At 68.1% G+C, this 16,623-nt stretch carries 17 protein-coding genes; 6 read left to right on the top strand and 11 right to left on the bottom strand.

Annotated elements, in window-relative coordinates:
• Position 1: 1 nt before the first annotated feature.
• Positions 2 to 712: a PIG-L deacetylase family protein gene (locus tag ACFULV_RS10710; protein WP_378655379.1), complete on the bottom strand. Its 711-nt coding sequence runs from the start codon at positions 710 to 712 to the stop codon at positions 2 to 4.
• Positions 713 to 735: 23 nt separating this feature from the next.
• On the bottom strand, positions 736 to 903 hold the full coding sequence (locus tag ACFULV_RS10705) for a hypothetical protein (protein WP_378626590.1): 168 nt from the start codon (positions 901 to 903) through the stop codon (positions 736 to 738).
• A gap of 155 nt (positions 904 to 1,058) precedes the next feature.
• Between ACFULV_RS10705 and ACFULV_RS10700 the strand changes: the two genes are divergently transcribed.
• Both ACFULV_RS10700 and ACFULV_RS10695 read left to right on the top strand, forming a co-directional pair.
• Entirely contained in the window at positions 1,059 to 1,754 is a 696-nt protein-coding gene (locus ACFULV_RS10700; RefSeq protein WP_378655376.1) for a maleylpyruvate isomerase family mycothiol-dependent enzyme, read from the top strand.
• Positions 1,755 to 1,822: 68 nt separating this feature from the next.
• Complete coding sequence (locus ACFULV_RS10695; protein WP_378655374.1) at positions 1,823 to 3,316, top strand: carboxylesterase/lipase family protein; 1,494 nt, start codon at positions 1,823 to 1,825, stop codon at positions 3,314 to 3,316.
• 67 nt (positions 3,317 to 3,383) lie between these two features.
• Here ACFULV_RS10695 and ACFULV_RS10690 read toward each other — a convergent pair whose 3' ends face one another.
• The 5 genes from ACFULV_RS10690 to pgsA form a co-directional block, all read right to left on the bottom strand.
• Positions 3,384 to 4,259 (bottom strand): hypothetical protein, encoded by an 876-nt coding sequence (locus tag ACFULV_RS10690; protein ID WP_378655371.1) that lies wholly within the window; start codon positions 4,257 to 4,259, stop codon positions 3,384 to 3,386.
• 97 nt (positions 4,260 to 4,356) lie between these two features.
• The gene (gene pspA / locus ACFULV_RS10685; RefSeq protein WP_378626574.1) at positions 4,357 to 5,169 is read right to left on the bottom strand and encodes a phage shock protein PspA; all 813 of its coding nucleotides are present in this window, start codon (positions 5,167 to 5,169) and stop codon (positions 4,357 to 4,359) included.
• Positions 5,170 to 5,365: 196 nt separating this feature from the next.
• The gene (locus tag ACFULV_RS10680; RefSeq protein WP_378626573.1) at positions 5,366 to 5,818 is read right to left on the bottom strand and encodes a helix-turn-helix domain-containing protein; all 453 of its coding nucleotides are present in this window, start codon (positions 5,816 to 5,818) and stop codon (positions 5,366 to 5,368) included.
• Between the two features lie 91 nt (positions 5,819 to 5,909).
• Positions 5,910 to 6,401: a CinA family protein gene (locus ACFULV_RS10675; RefSeq protein WP_378626571.1), complete on the bottom strand. Its 492-nt coding sequence runs from the start codon at positions 6,399 to 6,401 to the stop codon at positions 5,910 to 5,912.
• Positions 6,398 to 6,982, bottom strand: coding sequence for a CDP-diacylglycerol--glycerol-3-phosphate 3-phosphatidyltransferase (gene pgsA, locus ACFULV_RS10670; protein WP_378655481.1), 585 nt, complete (start codon positions 6,980 to 6,982; stop codon positions 6,398 to 6,400). Before pgsA ends, ACFULV_RS10675 begins: the two co-directional genes overlap by 4 nt.
• A gap of 306 nt (positions 6,983 to 7,288) precedes the next feature.
• Between pgsA and ACFULV_RS10665 the strand changes: the two genes are divergently transcribed.
• The gene (locus ACFULV_RS10665) at positions 7,289 to 7,855 is read left to right on the top strand and encodes an amino-acid N-acetyltransferase (protein WP_378626568.1); all 567 of its coding nucleotides are present in this window, start codon (positions 7,289 to 7,291) and stop codon (positions 7,853 to 7,855) included.
• A gap of 28 nt (positions 7,856 to 7,883) precedes the next feature.
• On the top strand, positions 7,884 to 8,168 hold the full coding sequence (locus ACFULV_RS10660) for a YciI family protein (RefSeq protein ID WP_378626567.1): 285 nt from the start codon (positions 7,884 to 7,886) through the stop codon (positions 8,166 to 8,168).
• A gap of 66 nt (positions 8,169 to 8,234) precedes the next feature.
• On the opposite strand, the gene ACFULV_RS10655 is transcribed toward ACFULV_RS10660, so the two are convergent.
• The gene (locus ACFULV_RS10655; RefSeq protein WP_378655367.1) at positions 8,235 to 9,212 is read right to left on the bottom strand and encodes a TerC family protein; all 978 of its coding nucleotides are present in this window, start codon (positions 9,210 to 9,212) and stop codon (positions 8,235 to 8,237) included.
• Positions 9,213 to 9,637: 425 nt separating this feature from the next.
• Positions 9,638 to 12,184 (bottom strand): DNA translocase FtsK, encoded by a 2,547-nt coding sequence (locus ACFULV_RS10650; RefSeq protein WP_378626562.1) that lies wholly within the window; start codon positions 12,182 to 12,184, stop codon positions 9,638 to 9,640.
• A gap of 297 nt (positions 12,185 to 12,481) precedes the next feature.
• On the opposite strand from ACFULV_RS10650, the gene ACFULV_RS10645 reads away from it, so the two are divergent.
• Together ACFULV_RS10645 and ACFULV_RS10640 are read left to right on the top strand one after the other, a co-directional pair.
• A complete protein-coding gene (locus tag ACFULV_RS10645) occupies positions 12,482 to 12,865 on the top strand; it encodes a DUF4189 domain-containing protein (protein ID WP_378628262.1) in 384 nt (127 codons plus the stop codon).
• A 34-nt stretch (positions 12,866 to 12,899) separates the two neighbouring features.
• On the top strand, positions 12,900 to 13,463 hold the full coding sequence (locus ACFULV_RS10640) for a hypothetical protein (protein WP_378655364.1): 564 nt from the start codon (positions 12,900 to 12,902) through the stop codon (positions 13,461 to 13,463).
• Positions 13,464 to 13,571: 108 nt separating this feature from the next.
• Here the strand turns inward: ACFULV_RS10640 and ACFULV_RS10635 are convergent, their stop codons facing one another.
• On the bottom strand, positions 13,572 to 15,674 hold the full coding sequence (locus ACFULV_RS10635) for an RNase J family beta-CASP ribonuclease (protein ID WP_378655361.1): 2,103 nt from the start codon (positions 15,672 to 15,674) through the stop codon (positions 13,572 to 13,574).
• Positions 15,671 to 16,579, bottom strand: coding sequence for a 4-hydroxy-tetrahydrodipicolinate synthase (dapA, locus tag ACFULV_RS10630; protein WP_358062402.1), 909 nt, complete (start codon positions 16,577 to 16,579; stop codon positions 15,671 to 15,673). Before dapA ends, ACFULV_RS10635 begins: the two co-directional genes overlap by 4 nt.
• Between the last annotated feature and the right edge of the window lie 44 nt (positions 16,580 to 16,623).

The following is a 16,623-nucleotide window of genomic DNA, read 5'->3' as shown; positions in this document are numbered from 1 at the left end:
ATCAGCCGCCGAAGGTGAACAGTTCGAACCCGACGGCGTGTTCGGCGGGGAACCCTTCCTTGGGACCCGTGGCGAAGCTGACGATCTCGCGCACCTGCTCCTCCACCGGCACCGGGCTCAGCACCTGCAGATAACGCCGATGCGCCGACAACGACGCGCGCGCCTGCTCCAGCTGAGCGCTCACGTCGACAGCATGGGTGGCCACCGGACCGACCACGGCAGCCCACCGCGCCGACCACGGTGGCAGATCAGCGATTTCGGGGAAGATCCACTCGTTGCCCGCGTCGGAGATCGCGTCCATCGCCGATCGGCCGACAGCCCGGTGATCGGCACTGTTGACCACGCCGGGCGCCCAGGTGTCGCCGAAGTTGAACAGCACCACCATCTCCGGGCGATGCCTGCGCAGCGCGGCGGCGAGTTCCCTTCGCAGCGGCAGACCTTCCTCGATGCGGCCGTCGGGATGGTCGAGGAACTCGACGCTGTGCACGCCGACCTCACGGGCGCCCGAGATCTCCTCGATCTCCCGCAACGGCGCGGCCTGCGCGGGTGGCATCCCGGCGATCCCCGCCTCGCCGCGCGTGACGAGCAGGTAGCGAATGTCCTTGCCCTGCCCCGTCCATCGCGCGACCGCCGCCGCGGCGCCGTATTCGATGTCGTCGGGGTGCGCGACGATCACCAGTCCGCGTTGCCAGTCCTCGGGTACCTGTTCCACCCCGCCATGCTAACCACAGACGACTAACTGATCGGGGTCTTGTCGCTCCCCGACATCGCCTTGTACAGCAGGTACACGCCGGTGCCGATCGCCCCGATCACCAGGATGGGCATCAGCGCCTCGATCAGCGCGCCGAGAATCCAGAACGCGATCACCGCGACCACGACGATGCCGATGACTTTCAAGACCATGACGACTCCTTCACCTCTGCGACCGCCGTCCAGCGATCCGACACCTTCGATCCTCCCACCCGGCGAGCAATAGATCACCAGGTCAGCACCGATATCCGGGTGTAGATCAGGGTTCACCCCGAGATCGCGGGCGCAGCCGGGCTACCGTGATCGACATGGACTACTTGGCGTTGCTCTGTGCGAAGCTCACCGCCTTCGGTGAGCTCATCACTCCCGACACCGATCTGGCCGCGCCGGTGCCGTCCTGCGGCGACTGGGCGTTCTACGACCTCGTCGACCACGTGGGGCGCGGCAACCTCTGGGTGGTCACCGCGGTGGCCGAGCTGCGCGGCGATTTCGAGGGCGAGCCCGCGCCGAGAGATCCCGCGGCCCTGCGCGAGTGGTACGAGTCGACCGCCGACGCCATGGTGAGCTCGCTGTCCGCGGACGAGAACCAGGAGGCCTGGACCTTCACCCGGTCCATGCCGCGCACGGTGGGTTTCTGGCGGCGGCGCCGCGCCCACGAGACCCTCATGCACCTGTGGGACGGTCAGAACGCGCTCGGCAAGGCCGACGCGTTCGACCCCGATCTCGCCGTCGACGGCATCGACGAGGTCTTCACACTGTTCGCGCCCCGGATGATCCACCGCGGCCTGGCGGTCGAACCCGAGGTGGCGCTGCGGCTGCGGGCCACCGATACCGGCGGCACCTGGACCTACGGTCCGGGCGAGCCGGTGGCGGAGCTGGCGGGTACCGCGTCGGACCTGCTCCTGGCCCTGTGGGGGCGCAAATCCGGCGACGACACGGAGTTCACCTGGGACGGCGACCGCGCGGCGGGCGAACGAGTACTGGCCGGACCGCTCGTTCCGTAGGCAAACGACTGACGGCGAACCGGACAAGCGCCCATAATCGGGGCTCACCGCGCGTAGGAGGACTTGTCATGGAACCCATCGTCACGACCACGAGCGGCGCGATCCGCGGCCACACCGAGGCCGGGATCACCCGCTTTCTCGGGGTGCCGTACGCGGCGGCGCCGGTCGGGCCGAAACGTTTCCAGCTCCCCGAGGCCGCGCCGGCCTGGGAAGGCGTGCGAGACGCGACCGAAATGGGCGCCACCTGCGCACAGACGCCGTATCCCGCACCGATCCACGCCCTCATCGGCAGTGACGGCATCCCTGGCGACGAGTACCTCAACGCGAACGTGTGGACGCCCGACTCCGCCGCATCGGGTCTACCGGTGCTGGTGTGGATTCACGGTGGCGCGTTCGTCCGCGGGTCCAACGCCCGGGCAATCTACGACGGGTCGGCGTTCGCGCGCGACGGCGTGGTGATGGTGGGGATCAACTACCGGCTCGGTGTGTCGGGTTTCGCCGAGATCGAAGGCGCACCGTCGAATCGCGGTCTGCACGACCAGATCTTCGCCTTGCGCTGGGTGCGCGAGAACATCGCCGCCTTCGGTGGCGACCCGGACAATGTGACGATCTTCGGTGAGTCCGCCGGCGGAATGAGTGTCGCGGCGCTGATCGCCGCACCGCACACGGCCGGGCTGTTCCGCCGGGCGATCATGCAGAGCGGCAACGGTGCGGTCGCCGCCGATCCCGAGGACGCGCGCAAGGTGTCCGCCGCGCTGGCCGCCGAGCTCGAAATATCGCCTACCGCGGAGGATTTCGGAAAGCTGGGCCCGGACGAGTTGCGTACCGCGCAGAACGCCGTCGCGCTGGCCGTGATGACCGACCCCGATCCGCAGCGTTGGGGCGACTCGGTGATCCAGCTGGGCGGCGGCATCATGAGCCTGTTCCCGGTGATCGACAACGACATCGTCGAGGGCCCGCCGACGGAGGTGCTGCGCGCCCATCCCGATCGCGCGGTCCCCCTCATCGCGGGCACCACCGCCGACGAGTTCCGCTTCTTCACCGTCCCGGCCGGGCTCGCCGCCGCCATCACCACCGACACCCTGCCGTTCGTCCTCACCCGCTACGGCATCGATCCCGCTGTCGCCCAGGTCTATTCGACAGAGCGCCCGGATGCCACCCCCGCCGAGATCTTCAACGCCGTCCTCACCGACATGAGCTTCCGCTCCGGCACCTATGACTTCGCCGAGGCCTGCGCCGCCACCGCCCCCGCCCATGTGTACGAATTCGCGTGGCCCACCGGCCTTCCCGGCCTCGGCGCCTGCCACGTCCTGGAAGTTCCGTTCGTCTTCGACACCATCGACGACGCCCATACCCTCACCGGGCCCACCCCGCCCCAGGCACTGGCCGACGAAATCCACGCCGCCTGGGTTGCTTTCGCCATCGACGGCACCACCGGCTGGGCCCCATTCACGACCGACGAGAAGAATGTCCGGATCTTCGACAACCCCGAGTCCGTCACCGTCACCGATCCCCGCGCCACCGAACTCGCGGCACTGCGCAAGGCCATCGCCCCAGCCTGACCATTCGGCCGGCACGCCGCGTCCCGGACCGGCGTGCCGATCAAAAGTCGCGGTGGTCCGAGAGGGGCTAGCGGACGGAATCCGTTCCGCCGGCGAACAAGTCGGGGCCCTGGTCGGCCATCTCGGTGAGGGCTTGGGCCCAGCCGTCGAGGCGGTCGGCGGCTTCACGAAGATCGGCGACGATGCCGTTGAACTGGTATGCCAGGACCGAGTCCTCGGGAACCGCGAGGATGCGGGCCGCGGCGGCGACGAGCTGTTCGTACTCGACCACGCCGGTCTCCAGGCGGGTGAGCACGCCGGCGACGGTGGTTTTCAGTGCCGCGACGGTGTCGGGGTTGGCGCGGCCGACGGTGTCGGCGGCCTGTTCCATAGCGACGACGTCGGTGGCGAGCGCGTGCAGGGCGGCCGCGCCGGAGCGGGCCGTCTCGAGCAGGTCGCGCAGTTCGTCTTCGGGGAGACGGCGGGTGCGCGCGATCTGGGCGCCGAGGTCGTAGAGCGCCCGTTCAGCACGGATCAGGCGCTGGATGGGGGCGCGCGCGGCCGATCGCAGGCCGGGCGACTTGCGGGCGACGAAAGCCGCCTGGGGCAAAGGCTTGTTGCGCAACTCCAGGTAGCGGCGCGCGCTGAGAGCGGTACCGGTGACGAAGGCGATGGCGCCACCACCGATCACCACGACCGCCCAGGCGGGCGCGGAGATCACGGCCAAGCCGACCGCGCCGACCGTGGTGATACCGGAGGCGGTGCCGAGCTGAAAACTGCGCCTGCGCACCCGGCGCCGACGGCGCAGCTCACGCTCGCGCGGATCGGCCCAGCGTCGCACCGCGACCAGTGCCTGTTCACCGACCCCACGCAGGGTCGCGGGCACCGAACCTGCCATCGCGGCCTGCGCGATCGCCGCCGGATCCACGATCTCGGCACGGTCGCGCCGCATTTTCCCGCTCATCGGTGTCCTTCCCCCGTATGCCGGTCGTCACGCCACACCGTTGATGGCGCGGCCACGGGCGTTGCCGCCGGTTTCCGCGCCGTCGCCGGATCACGTACTACTGCTGAGCCGCCTGGCCCTTGTCGATGTTCGGTGCCGGTGCGGCCGGGTTGATCGCCGAGTTGTTGTTGCCGGTGGGCAACGCGTCACCGCGCATGGAGGCGCGGATCTGCTCGAGCTTGCTGTGCCCGGCCATCTGGACGCTGGCCTGCTGCACCTCCATCATGCGACCCTGCACCGTGTTCTGCGCCAGCTCGGCCGAGCCGAGCGCGTTGGCGTAGCGGCGCTCGATCTTGTCGCGCACGGCGTCCAGGCTGGGCGTGGAGCCCGGCGCGGACAGGGTGGAATCCATCTGCTGCAGCGAGGCCGAGACCTGCTCCTGCATCTTGGCCTGCTCGAGCTGGCTGAGCAGCTTGGTGCGCTCGGCGACCTTCTGCTGCAACATCATCGCGTTCTGCTCGACCGCCTTCTTGGCCTGTGCGGCGGCCTGCAGGGACTGATCGTGCAACACCTTGAGGTCTTCCACCGACTGCTCGGCGGTGACCAGCTGGGCGGCGAACGCCTCGGCGGCGTTGGTGTACTGGATCGCCTTCTCGGTGTCGCCCGCCGCCTGTGCCTGATCGGCCAGGGTGACGGCCTGACGGGCGTTGGCGTTGAGCTTCTCGACCTCGTCGAGCTGGCGGTTCAGCTTCATCTCCAGCTGACGCTGGTTACCGATCACCGACGCCGCCTGCTGCGACAGCGCCTGATGCTGACGCTGCGCCTCCTCGATAGCCTGCTGAATCTGGACCTTCGGATCCGCATGCTCTTCGATCTTGGAGTCGAAGAGGGCCATCATGTACTTCCAGGCCTTCACGAACGGATTAGCCATCGATTGATCCCGCCTCCATCTGTGCGTCGCTCGTGCGACTGGTGGTACGCGACCGTCACGCACCAGATACGTGCTTATCCTTCACCATGCGGCACCCGGACCGGCAGTGGCCGGACCGTTCGACGCCTGATGAGAATCTATCCGTTCTCACCAGCGGTGTGCAGCGTCTCGCGCGCCGGGCGCAGGGTTCGCCGCGTCACATTCCCTTCACCAGTACCAGCATCTCGGCCCTCGGGGCCGGGATGACGATGCGGGTGTCTTCGGCGATGCCGATGCGCGCGCCCTGCTCGGCCGCCGCGCTCGCGGAGGCGGAAGCCTCGCCCGCAGCGGGTTCGGGCAGGGTGGCAGGCTCGGCTTCGGCGGGCTCGCGCTCGGCGGCGGGGCCGGTCAGCGCGGGTTCGCGCGGCGCGGAGCCGTCCGCGCCCGCCATCAGGGTGCTCACGTCCCAGAGCACGCGCGAGAGCGGCACGTCGAGTGCCTCGCAGATGCTGGCGAGCAGTTCACTGGAGGCTTCCTTGCGGCCGCGCTCCACTTCCGACAGATAGCCGAGGCTCACGCGCGCCGAGGTCGACACCTCGCGCAGCGTTCGATGCTGGGCGAGACGCGCACGCCGCAGACTGTCCCCGATTGCCTCCCGCAGCAGCGTCATCTCGTTCTCCTCCACCTCGTGTCACCGCCGTAGCGGTGCTCACCTCTTTCTGGCACAACGTCGAGCATGGACCGGTGGTTCCCGAACCGGGCTACTTCACACTGACACAGCGCAGCAACTCCCGCACCGCACTGTGCACCGCACCGAGTCTGATCGTCCACCGGTCACCGTGCAGTTTCAACCGGACCACTTCACTGTGATGTGGACCGGCCAACCCGAGGTATACCGTGCCGACGGGATGCCCGTCCTGGGAATCGGGTCCGGCGACCCCGGTCAATCCCAGACCCCAGTCCGCGCCACACTGCTCGCGCGCCCCCACAGCGAGCTGTTCGGCGGTCGAGGCGGCGACCGGTCCATCGGTGCGGAGCAGCTCGTCGTCGACGCGGGCCAGACGGCTCTTGAGGTCGGTGGCGTAGACGATCAAGCCGCCCCGCAGCACCGCGCTCGCACCGGGAACTCCCGCCACCGTCGCCGCGAGCAGACCCGCGGTGAGCGATTCGGCAGTGGCGACGGTCTGACCCGCCGTGTTCAGGGCCTCGACCAGTTCGGCGACCGGCGCACCGTCGACGAGCGGATCACTCACGAGCGTGACCGTCCACCCGCCAGCCACACCCTGGCCGCCTGCCCCACATAGTCCACACCGGTGACCACCGTCAGCGCCACGGCCAGGTACATCAGCCACATGCCCGCGGTGGCGAAGACACCCGACAGCGGCAGCACCAGCAGCGCGATCGCCACCGACTGCACCAGCGTTTTGAGCTTGCCGCCGCGTCCGGCCGGGATCACCCCGCGCCGCACGACCGCCAGCCGCAGCAGCGTGATGCCGATTTCGCGGCCGCAGATGACCAGGGTGATCCACCACGGCAAGTCACCGAGCACCGAGAGCCCGATCAGCGCGGCGCCGATCAGCGCCTTGTCCGCGATGGGGTCGGCGAGCTTGCCGAAATCGGTGACCAATCCGTATTTGCGGGCCAGTTGCCCGTCGAAGCGGTCGGTGATCGCGGCCAGGCCGAAGACCGCCGCGGCGATGACCCGCCAACGGGTGTCGTGCCCACCCTCGGCGAACAGCGCCAGCACGAACAGCGGCACCAGCACGATGCGCGCGATGGTCAGCACGTTGGCGATATTGAGCAGCGGAACCTGGCTCTCCACCACCCCGTGCATCGGCGTCACCGCACTCGACCCACGATCGATCTCTTCGGGTCGCACGCTCATGCCCTGTCCTCGTGGCATGACCGGGCGCCTCGCGTGACCACTCGAGCTACCGCCTCCATGCGCTGACCGTTCATGCGCTGCCCTCTCGGCACTCACCGGCACTGCGCCGAAATCCAACGGTTTCGCGAGCTGTTTGCTCGCACGATCGGTGCCGCGCGATCCGGTCGTCGAGCCCGGCGCGATGCGAGGAGCGGAACGACAGGATGTGCGGCACATGTTCAGACTATCGGTAACCCGGCCGACTACTGTGCACCCATGACCTCACGGGGACCCTTGAGCGGTTCGACCAGCGACGCGCATCCTGCCGCGCCCACTGTGGCGCCTGTTTCCGGCGTGGTCGTCCGACGAGCGCGAACCTCCGATGTCCCCGAGATCAAGCGCCTCGTCGACGAGTACGCGGGCCGCATCCTGCTCGAGAAGAACCTGGTCACCCTGTACGAATCGGTGCAGGAGTTCTGGGTCGCCGAGCTCGACGGGCAGGTCGTCGGCTGTGGCGCGTTGCACGTCCTATGGGCCGATCTGGGCGAAGTACGCACTGTCGCAGTCGATCCCGTCGTCAAGGGGCGCGGAGTCGGCGGCGCGGTGGTCGAGCATCTGGTCACCGTCGCCCGCGAACTGCAGTTGCAGCGTGTGTTCGTGCTCACTTTCGAGGTGGACTTCTTCGGCAGGCACGGGTTCGTCGAGATCGACGGCACGCCCGTCACCGCCGAGGTGTACGCGGAGATGTGCCGCTCCTACGACACCGGTGTCGCCGAATTCCTCGACCTGAGCTTCGTCAAGCCGAACACCCTCGGCAATACCCGCATGCTGCTGACCCTGTAGAGAATCCCTCGCGAGAAAGTGATCGACTGTGCCGATCTTCGCTGTCCACTACACCTACTCCGATGCGACGGCGGCCGACCGCGCGACCAACCGACCCGAGCATCGCGGCTGGCTGAACGCGCTCGTCGACGCGGGCACGGTGCTCAGTAGCGGGCCCTACCCCGACGGTTCGGGCGCGCTGCTGCTGTTCCGCGCCGAGGACGCCCCCTCGCTGACCGAGCTGCTGACCAACGATCCGTTCGCGAAACTGGGGCTGATCGACGCCGTCCGTGCGGTCGAGTGGCTGCCCGTGATGGGCGCCTTCGCCGAGTAGCCGACACCCGGATACAGCACTGCCCGGAACCCTGCGGTTCCGGGCAGTGCTGTTCGTCGGCTTGTGTCAGGCGTTGGTGCGGCGGGTACGCAGCAGGCTCGCCACTGTCGCGATGATCAGAATGCCGATGATCACGCTCAGCGAGACCGCCGTGGAGATCTCCGGGACGCTCACGTGCTCACCGCCGTTGATGAACGACAGCGTGTTCTCGTGCAGCGCGTGCAGCACCAGCTTCACGCCGATGAACGCCAGAATCGCGGCCAGGCCGTAGGACAGGTACACCAGGCGGTCGAGCAGTCCGCCGATGAGGAAGTACAGCTGACGCAGACCCATCAACGCGAAGGCGTTGGCGGTGAACACCAGGTACGGCTCCTCGGTGAGACCGTAGATCGCCGGAATCGAGTCCAGCGCGAACAGCAGGTCGGCGAAACCGATCGCCAGCAGTGCGAGCAGCAGCGGCGTCACCACGCGTTTACCGTTGATCCGGGTGACGAGCTTGTCGCCGTCGTACTCGTCGGTGGTGGGCAGGATCCGTTTGGCCAGCGAGACGATGTAGCTGTCGCGCTTCTTCTCGTGTTCGACCTCGTGCCCGCTCTCGCGCAGCAGGTTGATCGCGGTGTAGATCAGGAACGCGCCGAACAGGTAGAACACCCAGCTGTACGCGCTGATCGCGGCCGCGCCGACCGCGATGAACACACCGCGCATCGCCAGCGCCAGCACGATGCCGATCAGCAGCACCTTCTGCTGGTAGATCCGCGGCACGGCGAAGGTACTCATGATGATGAGGAAGATGAACAGGTTGTCGACCGAGAGCGCTTTCTCGGTCACGAAGCCCGCGTAGTACTCCCCCGAGAACGTGCCGCCCCATTTCCAGGCGACGAACAGGCCGAACAGCAGCGCCAAGCTGATGTAGACGGCCGACCAGATGCCCGATTCCTTGAAGGTGGGCTCGTGCGGGGTGCGCACGTGGGCGAAGAAGTCGAAGACGAACAGGCCGAGGATCACCAGTCCGGTGATCACCCACTCGAGCGTGGTCACCTGCATGTGGTGGTCCGATCGATGAAGTTCATGTCGCCCATCATGCCCGAATTGTCCGTTTCAGTCGGCTTTGCGGAACGATTGCCCGTCATGATTTCACACACATCGGCGGCCGACGCACCCGCCGCGCACACGGAAAAGCGCTTTCGCCCGGTTCGCTACCGCTGCTACCGTCACCGCATATCCCGACCACAGCCCCGAGAGGAGCCAGCCGTGTACGAATCCACCGCGCAGAACCAGCGCCCCACCGCGATGCACCGGCACAGCCCCGGTGCCGTGAAGCCGGGTACCCGCCTCGCGCGCGCCCGCTTCATCGCCTGACAGGCGATTTTCGCCCGACCCCGGGCCGTTTCCGACCATGAGCCGTGCCAGGTCCCTCCTCGTTCGTCGCCGCCTGCTTCCGGCGCGGTCAGAGCAAACCGGGAACGGCGTCACTCGTCCTCGGACGCACCGGGATCACCGCCACGGATCGACCACAGCAACCCGTCCAATTCGTCGGGCTTGATGAGTACGTCGCGCGCCTTGGAGCCCTCGCTGGGCCCGACCACGCCGCGCGTTTCCATCAGGTCCATCAACCGGCCCGCCTTGGCGAAGCCGACGCGCAGCTTGCGCTGCAGCATGGAGGTCGAACCGAACTGTGAGGTGACCACCAGCTCCACCGCTTGCAGCAGCACGTCCATGTCGTCGCCGATATCGGGGTCGACGTCCTTGACCTCGCCGGCCTTGGCCGCGGTGACGCCCTCCTGATATTCGGGTTCGGCCTGGGTCTTGCTGAACTCGACGACGGCCTGGATCTCCTCGTCGGAGATGAACGCGCCCTGCAAACGGGTGGGCTTGCCCTGACCCATCGGCAGGAACAGCCCGTCGCCCATGCCGATCAGTTTCTCCGCGCCCGGCTGGTCCAGGATGACGCGCGAGTCGGTGAGCGAGGAGGTGGCGAACGCCAGCCGCGAGGGCACATTGGTCTTGATCAGACCGGTCACCACGTCCACCGAGGGCCGCTGGGTGGCCAGCACCAGGTGGATACCGGCGGCACGCGCCTTCTGGGTGATCCGCACGATCGCGTCCTCGACGTCACGCGGTGCGGTCATCATCAGGTCGGCCAGCTCGTCGACGATGGCCAGGATGTACGGGTAGGGCCGGTAGACGCGCTCACTGCCCAGCGGCGCGGTGATCTTGCCCGATCGCACGTTCTTGTTGAAGTCGTCGATGTGGCGGACCTTGTTGGCCTGCATGTCCTGGTAGCGCTGCTCCATCTCCTCGACCAGCCAGGCCAGCGCGGCGGCGGCCTTCTTCGGCTGGGTGATGATGGGCGTGATCAGGTGCGGAATGCCCTCGTACGGCGTGAGCTCCACCATCTTCGGGTCGATCAGGATCATCCTGACCTCCTCGGGGGTGGCCCGGTGCAGCAGCGAGATCAGCATCGAGTTCACGAAACTCGACTTACCCGAACCGGTGGAACCGGCCACCAGCAAGTGCGGCATCTTGGCCAGGTTCGCCGAGACGAACTCGCCCTCGATGTTCTTGCCGAGACCGATCACCAGCGGATGGTGATCGTTGCGGGTGTGCGGCGACTTCAGGACGTCGGCCAGGCGCACCAATTCGCGGTCGGCGTTGGGCACTTCGATGCCCACGGCCGACTTACCGGGGATGGGCGCGAGCAGGCGGACGTTCTCGGTGGCGACGGCGTAGGCGAGGTTGCGGGCCAGCGCGGTGATCTTCTCGACCTTGACGCCGGGACCGAGCTCCACCTCGTAGCGAGTGACGGTGGGGCCACGCACGAACCCGGTGACCGCGGCGTCGATCTTGAACTGCACCAGGACTTCGGTGATCGCCTCGATCATCGATTCGTTGGCCGCGGAACGCTTCTTGGGCGGGTCGCCGTCGAGCAGCAGTGTCAGCGGGGGCAGCGTGTAGTCGCCGTCGACGACCCGATCGGTGACGAACTCCGGTTCCGGTGGCGGCGGCGGGGTCTGATCGACCGGCTTGACCACCGGCCGCTTGCGCGCCGGTTTCGGTGCGGGCGCGGGCGGTTCCTCGATCGGCTTGGCATCGCGCAGCGGCGGTTCGCCCAGTGATTCGGTGACCGCGTCGGAGCCGCCGAACTCGTCGGGCGGGTAGTTGTCGTCGGGGTTGCGGCCGCGGCGACGGGTTCGGTTGCGGTGCACCGGGAATCCGTCGGCGTCGTAGTTGGCCGGGTCGTAGGGGTCGCTGTCGTCGGCGTATTCGCCGAGGCCGAAGTATTCGCGCAGCTTGGCAGGCACCTCGCGCACCGTGGTTCCGGTGAGCAGCAAGACGCCGAACATCATGGCCAGCAACAGGATCGGCAGCGCGAGCCACGGCGTGAGGCCCTGGCCGAGCGGTCCGCCGATCGCATAGCCGAGCGCGCCTGCCGCGGTGGCGCGGCCGTCCGCGTCGGTGGGGGAACCAGCCGCCAGGTGCCAGATCCCCAGAGCGGGAAGCACGACGAGTAGCCCACCGAGGACCAGCCGTGGCCGGATCTCCGGATGTGGTTCGGTGCGCATCAGCACCACCGCGAGCGCGACCAGCAGAATCGGCGCCAGCGCGGCCGCGGAACCGGCGATCGCCCGTACGATGTCTTCGAGGAAACGGCCGACCGGCCCGCCCGCCGACAGCCACATCGCGGCGGCGATGATCGCACTCAACGCGATGAGCGCCAGGCCGATGCCGTCGCGCCGGTGCCCGTGGTCCAGGTCGCCCGCCCGGCTCAGCGTGCGGGTGGTGGCGCCGACGCCGCGCGCCAGCATGGTCCAACCGCTCCCGATCCCGCGGCTGATCACCGCCAGCGGTGCGGTGTTGGAGGCGCGTTTGACCGGCCTGCGTACGGGCGTGGTGCGCCCACGCGGAGCCGCCGTCGCTCGCGGGGTCGCCGAACGAGACCGCGCCGCCGGCGTCTGCCCCCTGGTCGATCCCGCCCGCGCACGAGAGGTCGTGGTGCTGCGGGACTTACCTGCCATGACCATCAGGCTAGCCGCTCGAACACCTCCGAGACCATCCGCAACACTGGTCCCACCGTGCTCGCCGCGGTGATCCAGGGTGGATGCGCAGGTCGCAGCGCCCCGGTCAGCGTGGGGAAATCTCGCCGGGGACCGCGTTTCGCGGGCCCGAACTTACGGAATCCTTGTCGATCGCCACTGATTCGGGCGTGCGCGGGCTCGTGAGGCTGGCGCAGGCGCCGTAACCCTCGGTACGTTGACTGCGCTCTATCGGGTCGTCGACCCGTGCAGATGAAGGGGACGCTACAAGTGAAGAGAATGCTCACCAGCGCGGCCGTGCTGGGTGCCACCGCAGCCGCAGTGTTCGCGGGGCACATCGCACCGGCCCAGGCGCAGTCGGGCAACTACGGCGCCATCGCGGTGTCGGTCAAACCGGGGGTTTACGGATACGCCACCGACTACGGCAGCTACGCCGATGCCGAGGCCGGTGCCATGTCGGCCTGCCTGCGTGGCGGTGGCGGTGGCGGGTGCGACGTGAAGGTGTCCTACCGCAACGGGTGTGGAGCCATCGCGATCTCGCGCGGGTGGTGGAGCTACGGCTCCGCGTCGACGATCGGCGGCGCGAAACGCGAAGCGCTGAACAACAATCCGGGCAACGCCTACATCAAGCACTGGAACTGCACCAGCGGCTACCAGCTCTAGCCCGACCGTTTCGACCATGATCATGGGAGTTGTAGTGAACAACCGTCCAGTGAAATCCGCTGCCGTTCTCGTCGCGATCGTCGCGATCGTCGCGGCGCTCGGCCTCAGCGCGTGCAGTTCCGACGCCGACTCGACCAGCACCGGCGCGGCAACCACCACTGCCAAGGGCGGCGCCTTCGAAACGGGCGACGCCAAGTCGGGCAAGGAAGAGGGCGGCGAGCCCGCGGCCACCACGGTGCCCAACCTGCCCAAGCCGACCGCCGCCGAGCTGAACGCCCGGTTGAACAAGGCCCTCGCGGGTCAGCTCACCGGTGACGAGAAGAAGACCTATATCGAGGACGCCGACCAGGATCCGATGCTGGTCGACAAGTTCGTCGAGGCGGCCAAGCAGAACAACGTCAAGGTCGCCATCACCACCGTCGGCGACCCCGCCGACGGCAAGCTCAAGGCGAACGCCGATGTCACCATCGACGGCGCCCCGGTCAAGGACGCCTTCGTCGACTTCGTCGCCGAGGACGATTCCTGGAAGGTGTCGCACGTGTTCGCGTGCAACATCGTGAAGTCGGCGCAACTCGACTCCGCGGCCTGCCAGGCCTGAGACCCGGTCCGAATCGGTCCGAATCGGTCCGAATCGGTCCGAATATCAAGAAAACCGCTGGGCGACAATGTCGCCCAGCGGTTTTCAGTTGATCTGTTGATCTCTCGATCAGACGGCGACGACCGTCGGCACGATCATCGGACGACGACGGTAGACGTCGGCGACCCAGCGGCCGACCACCCGGCGCACGCCCTGGGCGATGCGGTGGGTGTCGGTGATGCCCTCACCGGCCAGGCGCAGCAGTTCCGCCTCGACCAGTTCGTTCGCGCCGTCGAGCGCGGTCCGGTCGTCGGAGAAGCCGCGCCCGTTGAGCTCGGGCGTGCTCACCGCCTTGCCGGTGGTGGAGTCGATGACGATGGTGATCGAGATGAACCCACCCTCGCCCAGGACCAGGCGGTCCGACAGGGTCGATTCGCCGACATCACCGACCGAGAGGCCGTCGACGTAGACGTGTCCGACCGGTACACGGCCGACGATGGAGGCGATGCCGTCGACCAGGTCGACCACCACGCCGTCCTCCGCCAGCATGACCCGCTCCTCGGGCACACCGGTCGCCACGGCCAGCGCGGCGTTGGCGCGCAGGTGCCGCCATTCGCCGTGCACGGGCATGGCGTTGGTCGGGCGCACCGCGTTGTACAGATACAGCAGCTCACCGGCGGAAGCGTGCCCGGAGACGTGCACCTTCGCGTTCTGCTGGGTGATCACGGTCGCGCCGAGCCTGGCCAGGCCGTTGACCACGGCGAACACCGAGTTCTCGTTGCCGGGGATCAGCGAGGACGCCAGCACGACCAGGTCGTCGGCGCGGATGTTGATCTGCCGGTGCTCGCCTCGTGCCATCCGTGACAGCGCCGAGAGCGGCTCGCCCTGGGAGCCGGTGGAGATCAGCACCAGGCGATTACCGGGCAGGTTCGCGGCCTGATCGAGGGTGACCACGACGTTGTCGGGCACCGTGAGGTAGCCGAGGTCCTGCGCGATCTCCATGTTGCGGACCATCGAGCGGCCGACGAAGCAGACCTTGCGGTTGTACTTCTGCGCCACGTCGACGACCTGCTGGATGCGGTGCACGTGGCTGGCGAACGACGCCACGATGACGCGGTTGGTGGCCTTGCCGATCACATTGTCGAGCACGCCACCGATCTCGCGCTCGGGGGTGACGAAGCCGGGAACCTCGGCGTTGGTGGAGTCGACCAGGAACAGGTCGACACCTTCGTCGCCGAGGCGGGAGAAACCGGCCAGGTCGGTGAGGCGGCCGTCGAGGGGCAGCTGGTCGAGCTTGATGTCGCCGGTGTGCAGAACGACGCCGGCACCGGTGCGGATGGCCACGGCCAGCGCGTCGGGAATCGAGTGGTTGACCGCGAAGTACTCGAGCTCGAACGGGCCGTGCACCGTGGTCTCGCCCTCGGCGACCTCGCGCAGCTTGGGCTGCAACCGGTGCTCGCGAGCCTTGGCCGCGACCAGCGCGAGGGTGAACTTGGCGCCGATCACCGGGATGTCCTGGCGCAGGCGCAGCAGGAACGGCACGGCACCGATGTGGTCCTCGTGGCCGTGGGTGAGCACGATGGCCTCGACGTCGGCCATCCGGTCCTCGATGGGCCCGAAGTCCGGCAGGATCAGGTCGACACCGGGCTGCTGGTCCTCGGGGAACAGCACACCGCAGTCGACGATCAGCAGCTTGCCGCCGTATTCGAACACCGTCATGTTGCGGCCGATTTCGCCGATACCGCCCAGGGCGAACAGGCGAAGGCCGTTCTTCACCAGCTTCGGCGGCGGGCCCAGCTTGTCGTGGGCAGCCTTCTCGCGCGGCTCGGCGACCGGCGCCGAACCTCGACCGCGTCCACCGCCCTGCCTGCCACGGCCACCGCCGCGGGACTGCTCGGCGGCGGGCTTGCTCTTGGCCTCGGCCTGCTTGCCCTTGGCTTCGGTAGCCGGCTTGGCCCTCGCGCGTCGCGGCGCCGTCTTCTTCGCGGTCACCCGCTCTTCGGCGACGCCGAGCAGGTCGGTGCCCACTTCGGCGTTACCGGCCAGGTTCGCCTCCGCGGTGACCTCGGCGATCGGTTCGGCGATCGCCGGTTCCTGCGCCACGGGGGCTTGCTCGGGCGCGACCACTTTCTGCACCGCGGCTTGCGCGGTCTCAACCGGCGTCGGCTCTGGCGCACCGGCGGCACGCGATGCCGACCGGCGTCGGGGCTTACGGGCTACGGGTTCGGTCATGCCGACACCCCCGCGGCCTGCAGGTCCAGCGCCAGCTCCTCGAGCTGTGCCTGCGTCGGCATCAGCTGGGGCAATCGGGGCTCACCTACGTCGATGCCGAGCAATCGGAGTCCTCCCTTACACATCGCCACACCTCCCAGGCGGGTCATGGCCGCGTACAGCGGCAGTAGTGTCGCGTTGATCTCTCGCGCCCTGGCCACGTCACCGGTGGTGTAGGCGTGGTGGATCTCGCGCAGTCGCTCCGGCACGAGGTGTCCGATGACGCTGATGAATCCGACCGCACCGACCGAGAGCCAGGGGAGATTCAGTCCGTCGTCACCGGAGTAGAAATCCAGATCGGTGGTCGCGATGAGATCGGCTCCGGAGACGAGATCGCCCTTGGCATCCTTCACCGCGACGATGTTGGGATGCTCGGCAAGGCGCCGGATCGTGTCGATGGCGATAGGCACCACCGACCTCGGTGGAATGTCGTAGAGCGTGATCGGCAGCGCGGTGGCGTCGGCGACCGCGGTGAAATGCGCGATCAGGCCCTCCTGTGTGGGCCGCGAGTAGTACGGGGTCACCACGAGCAGACCGTGCGCGCCCGCGTTCTCCGCGGCACGCGCCAGTTCGATCGAGTGCGCGGTGTCGTAGGTACCCGCGCCCGCGACCACGGTGGCCCGGTCGCCGACGCCGTCGACGACCGCCCGCAGCAGATCGTGCTTCTCGGTTTCGGTCGTGGTCGGCGATTCGCCGGTGGTACCCGAGATGATCAGCAGGTCGACCCCACGGTCGACCAGGTGTGCCGCCAGTGCGACACCGGCATCGACGTCGAGCTTGCCCGCAGCGCTGAAGGGGGTCACCATCGCGACACCTACCGTGCCGGACGCGCGCAGCTCCGTTGGCGTCGATTCACCGTTCGTCATGGTCAGAAAGGCTACCCGGTCGCCGGATGCGCCTCGACACCCTA

Source organism: Nocardia sp. NPDC057272, assembly GCF_042668615.1.
GTDB lineage: Bacteria > Actinomycetota > Actinomycetes > Mycobacteriales > Mycobacteriaceae > Nocardia.
This window is presented reverse-complemented; position numbering and strand designations above follow the sequence as displayed.

Bases quoted from the DNA above. Each gene is read 5' to 3' on its own strand.
- ACFULV_RS10655 (WP_378655367.1), bottom strand. From the start codon at position 9,212: ATGCAGGTGACCACGCTCGAGTGGGTGATCACCGGACTGGTGATCCTC.
- ACFULV_RS10645 (WP_378628262.1), top strand. From the start codon at position 12,482: ATGCTCACCAGCGCGGCCGTGCTGGGTGCCACCGCAGCCGCAGTGTTC.
- ACFULV_RS10690 (WP_378655371.1), bottom strand. From the start codon at position 4,259: ATGAGCGGGAAAATGCGGCGCGACCGTGCCGAGATCGTGGATCCGGCG.
- ACFULV_RS10700 (WP_378655376.1), top strand. From the start codon at position 1,059: ATGGACTACTTGGCGTTGCTCTGTGCGAAGCTCACCGCCTTCGGTGAG.
- ACFULV_RS10680 (WP_378626573.1), bottom strand. From the start codon at position 5,818: ATGACGCTGCTGCGGGAGGCAATCGGGGACAGTCTGCGGCGTGCGCGT.
- ACFULV_RS10665 (WP_378626568.1), top strand. From the start codon at position 7,289: ATGACCTCACGGGGACCCTTGAGCGGTTCGACCAGCGACGCGCATCCT.
- pspA (WP_378626574.1), bottom strand. From the start codon at position 5,169: ATGGCTAATCCGTTCGTGAAGGCCTGGAAGTACATGATGGCCCTCTTC.
- ACFULV_RS10705 (WP_378626590.1), bottom strand. From the start codon at position 903: ATGGTCTTGAAAGTCATCGGCATCGTCGTGGTCGCGGTGATCGCGTTC.
- ACFULV_RS10695 (WP_378655374.1), top strand. From the start codon at position 1,823: ATGGAACCCATCGTCACGACCACGAGCGGCGCGATCCGCGGCCACACC.
- ACFULV_RS10650 (WP_378626562.1), bottom strand. From the start codon at position 12,184: ATGGCAGGTAAGTCCCGCAGCACCACGACCTCTCGTGCGCGGGCGGGA.
- ACFULV_RS10635 (WP_378655361.1), bottom strand. From the start codon at position 15,674: ATGACCGAACCCGTAGCCCGTAAGCCCCGACGCCGGTCGGCATCGCGT.
- pgsA (WP_378655481.1), bottom strand. From the start codon at position 6,982: ATGCACGGGGTGGTGGAGAGCCAGGTTCCGCTGCTCAATATCGCCAAC.
- dapA (WP_358062402.1), bottom strand. From the start codon at position 16,579: ATGACGAACGGTGAATCGACGCCAACGGAGCTGCGCGCGTCCGGCACG.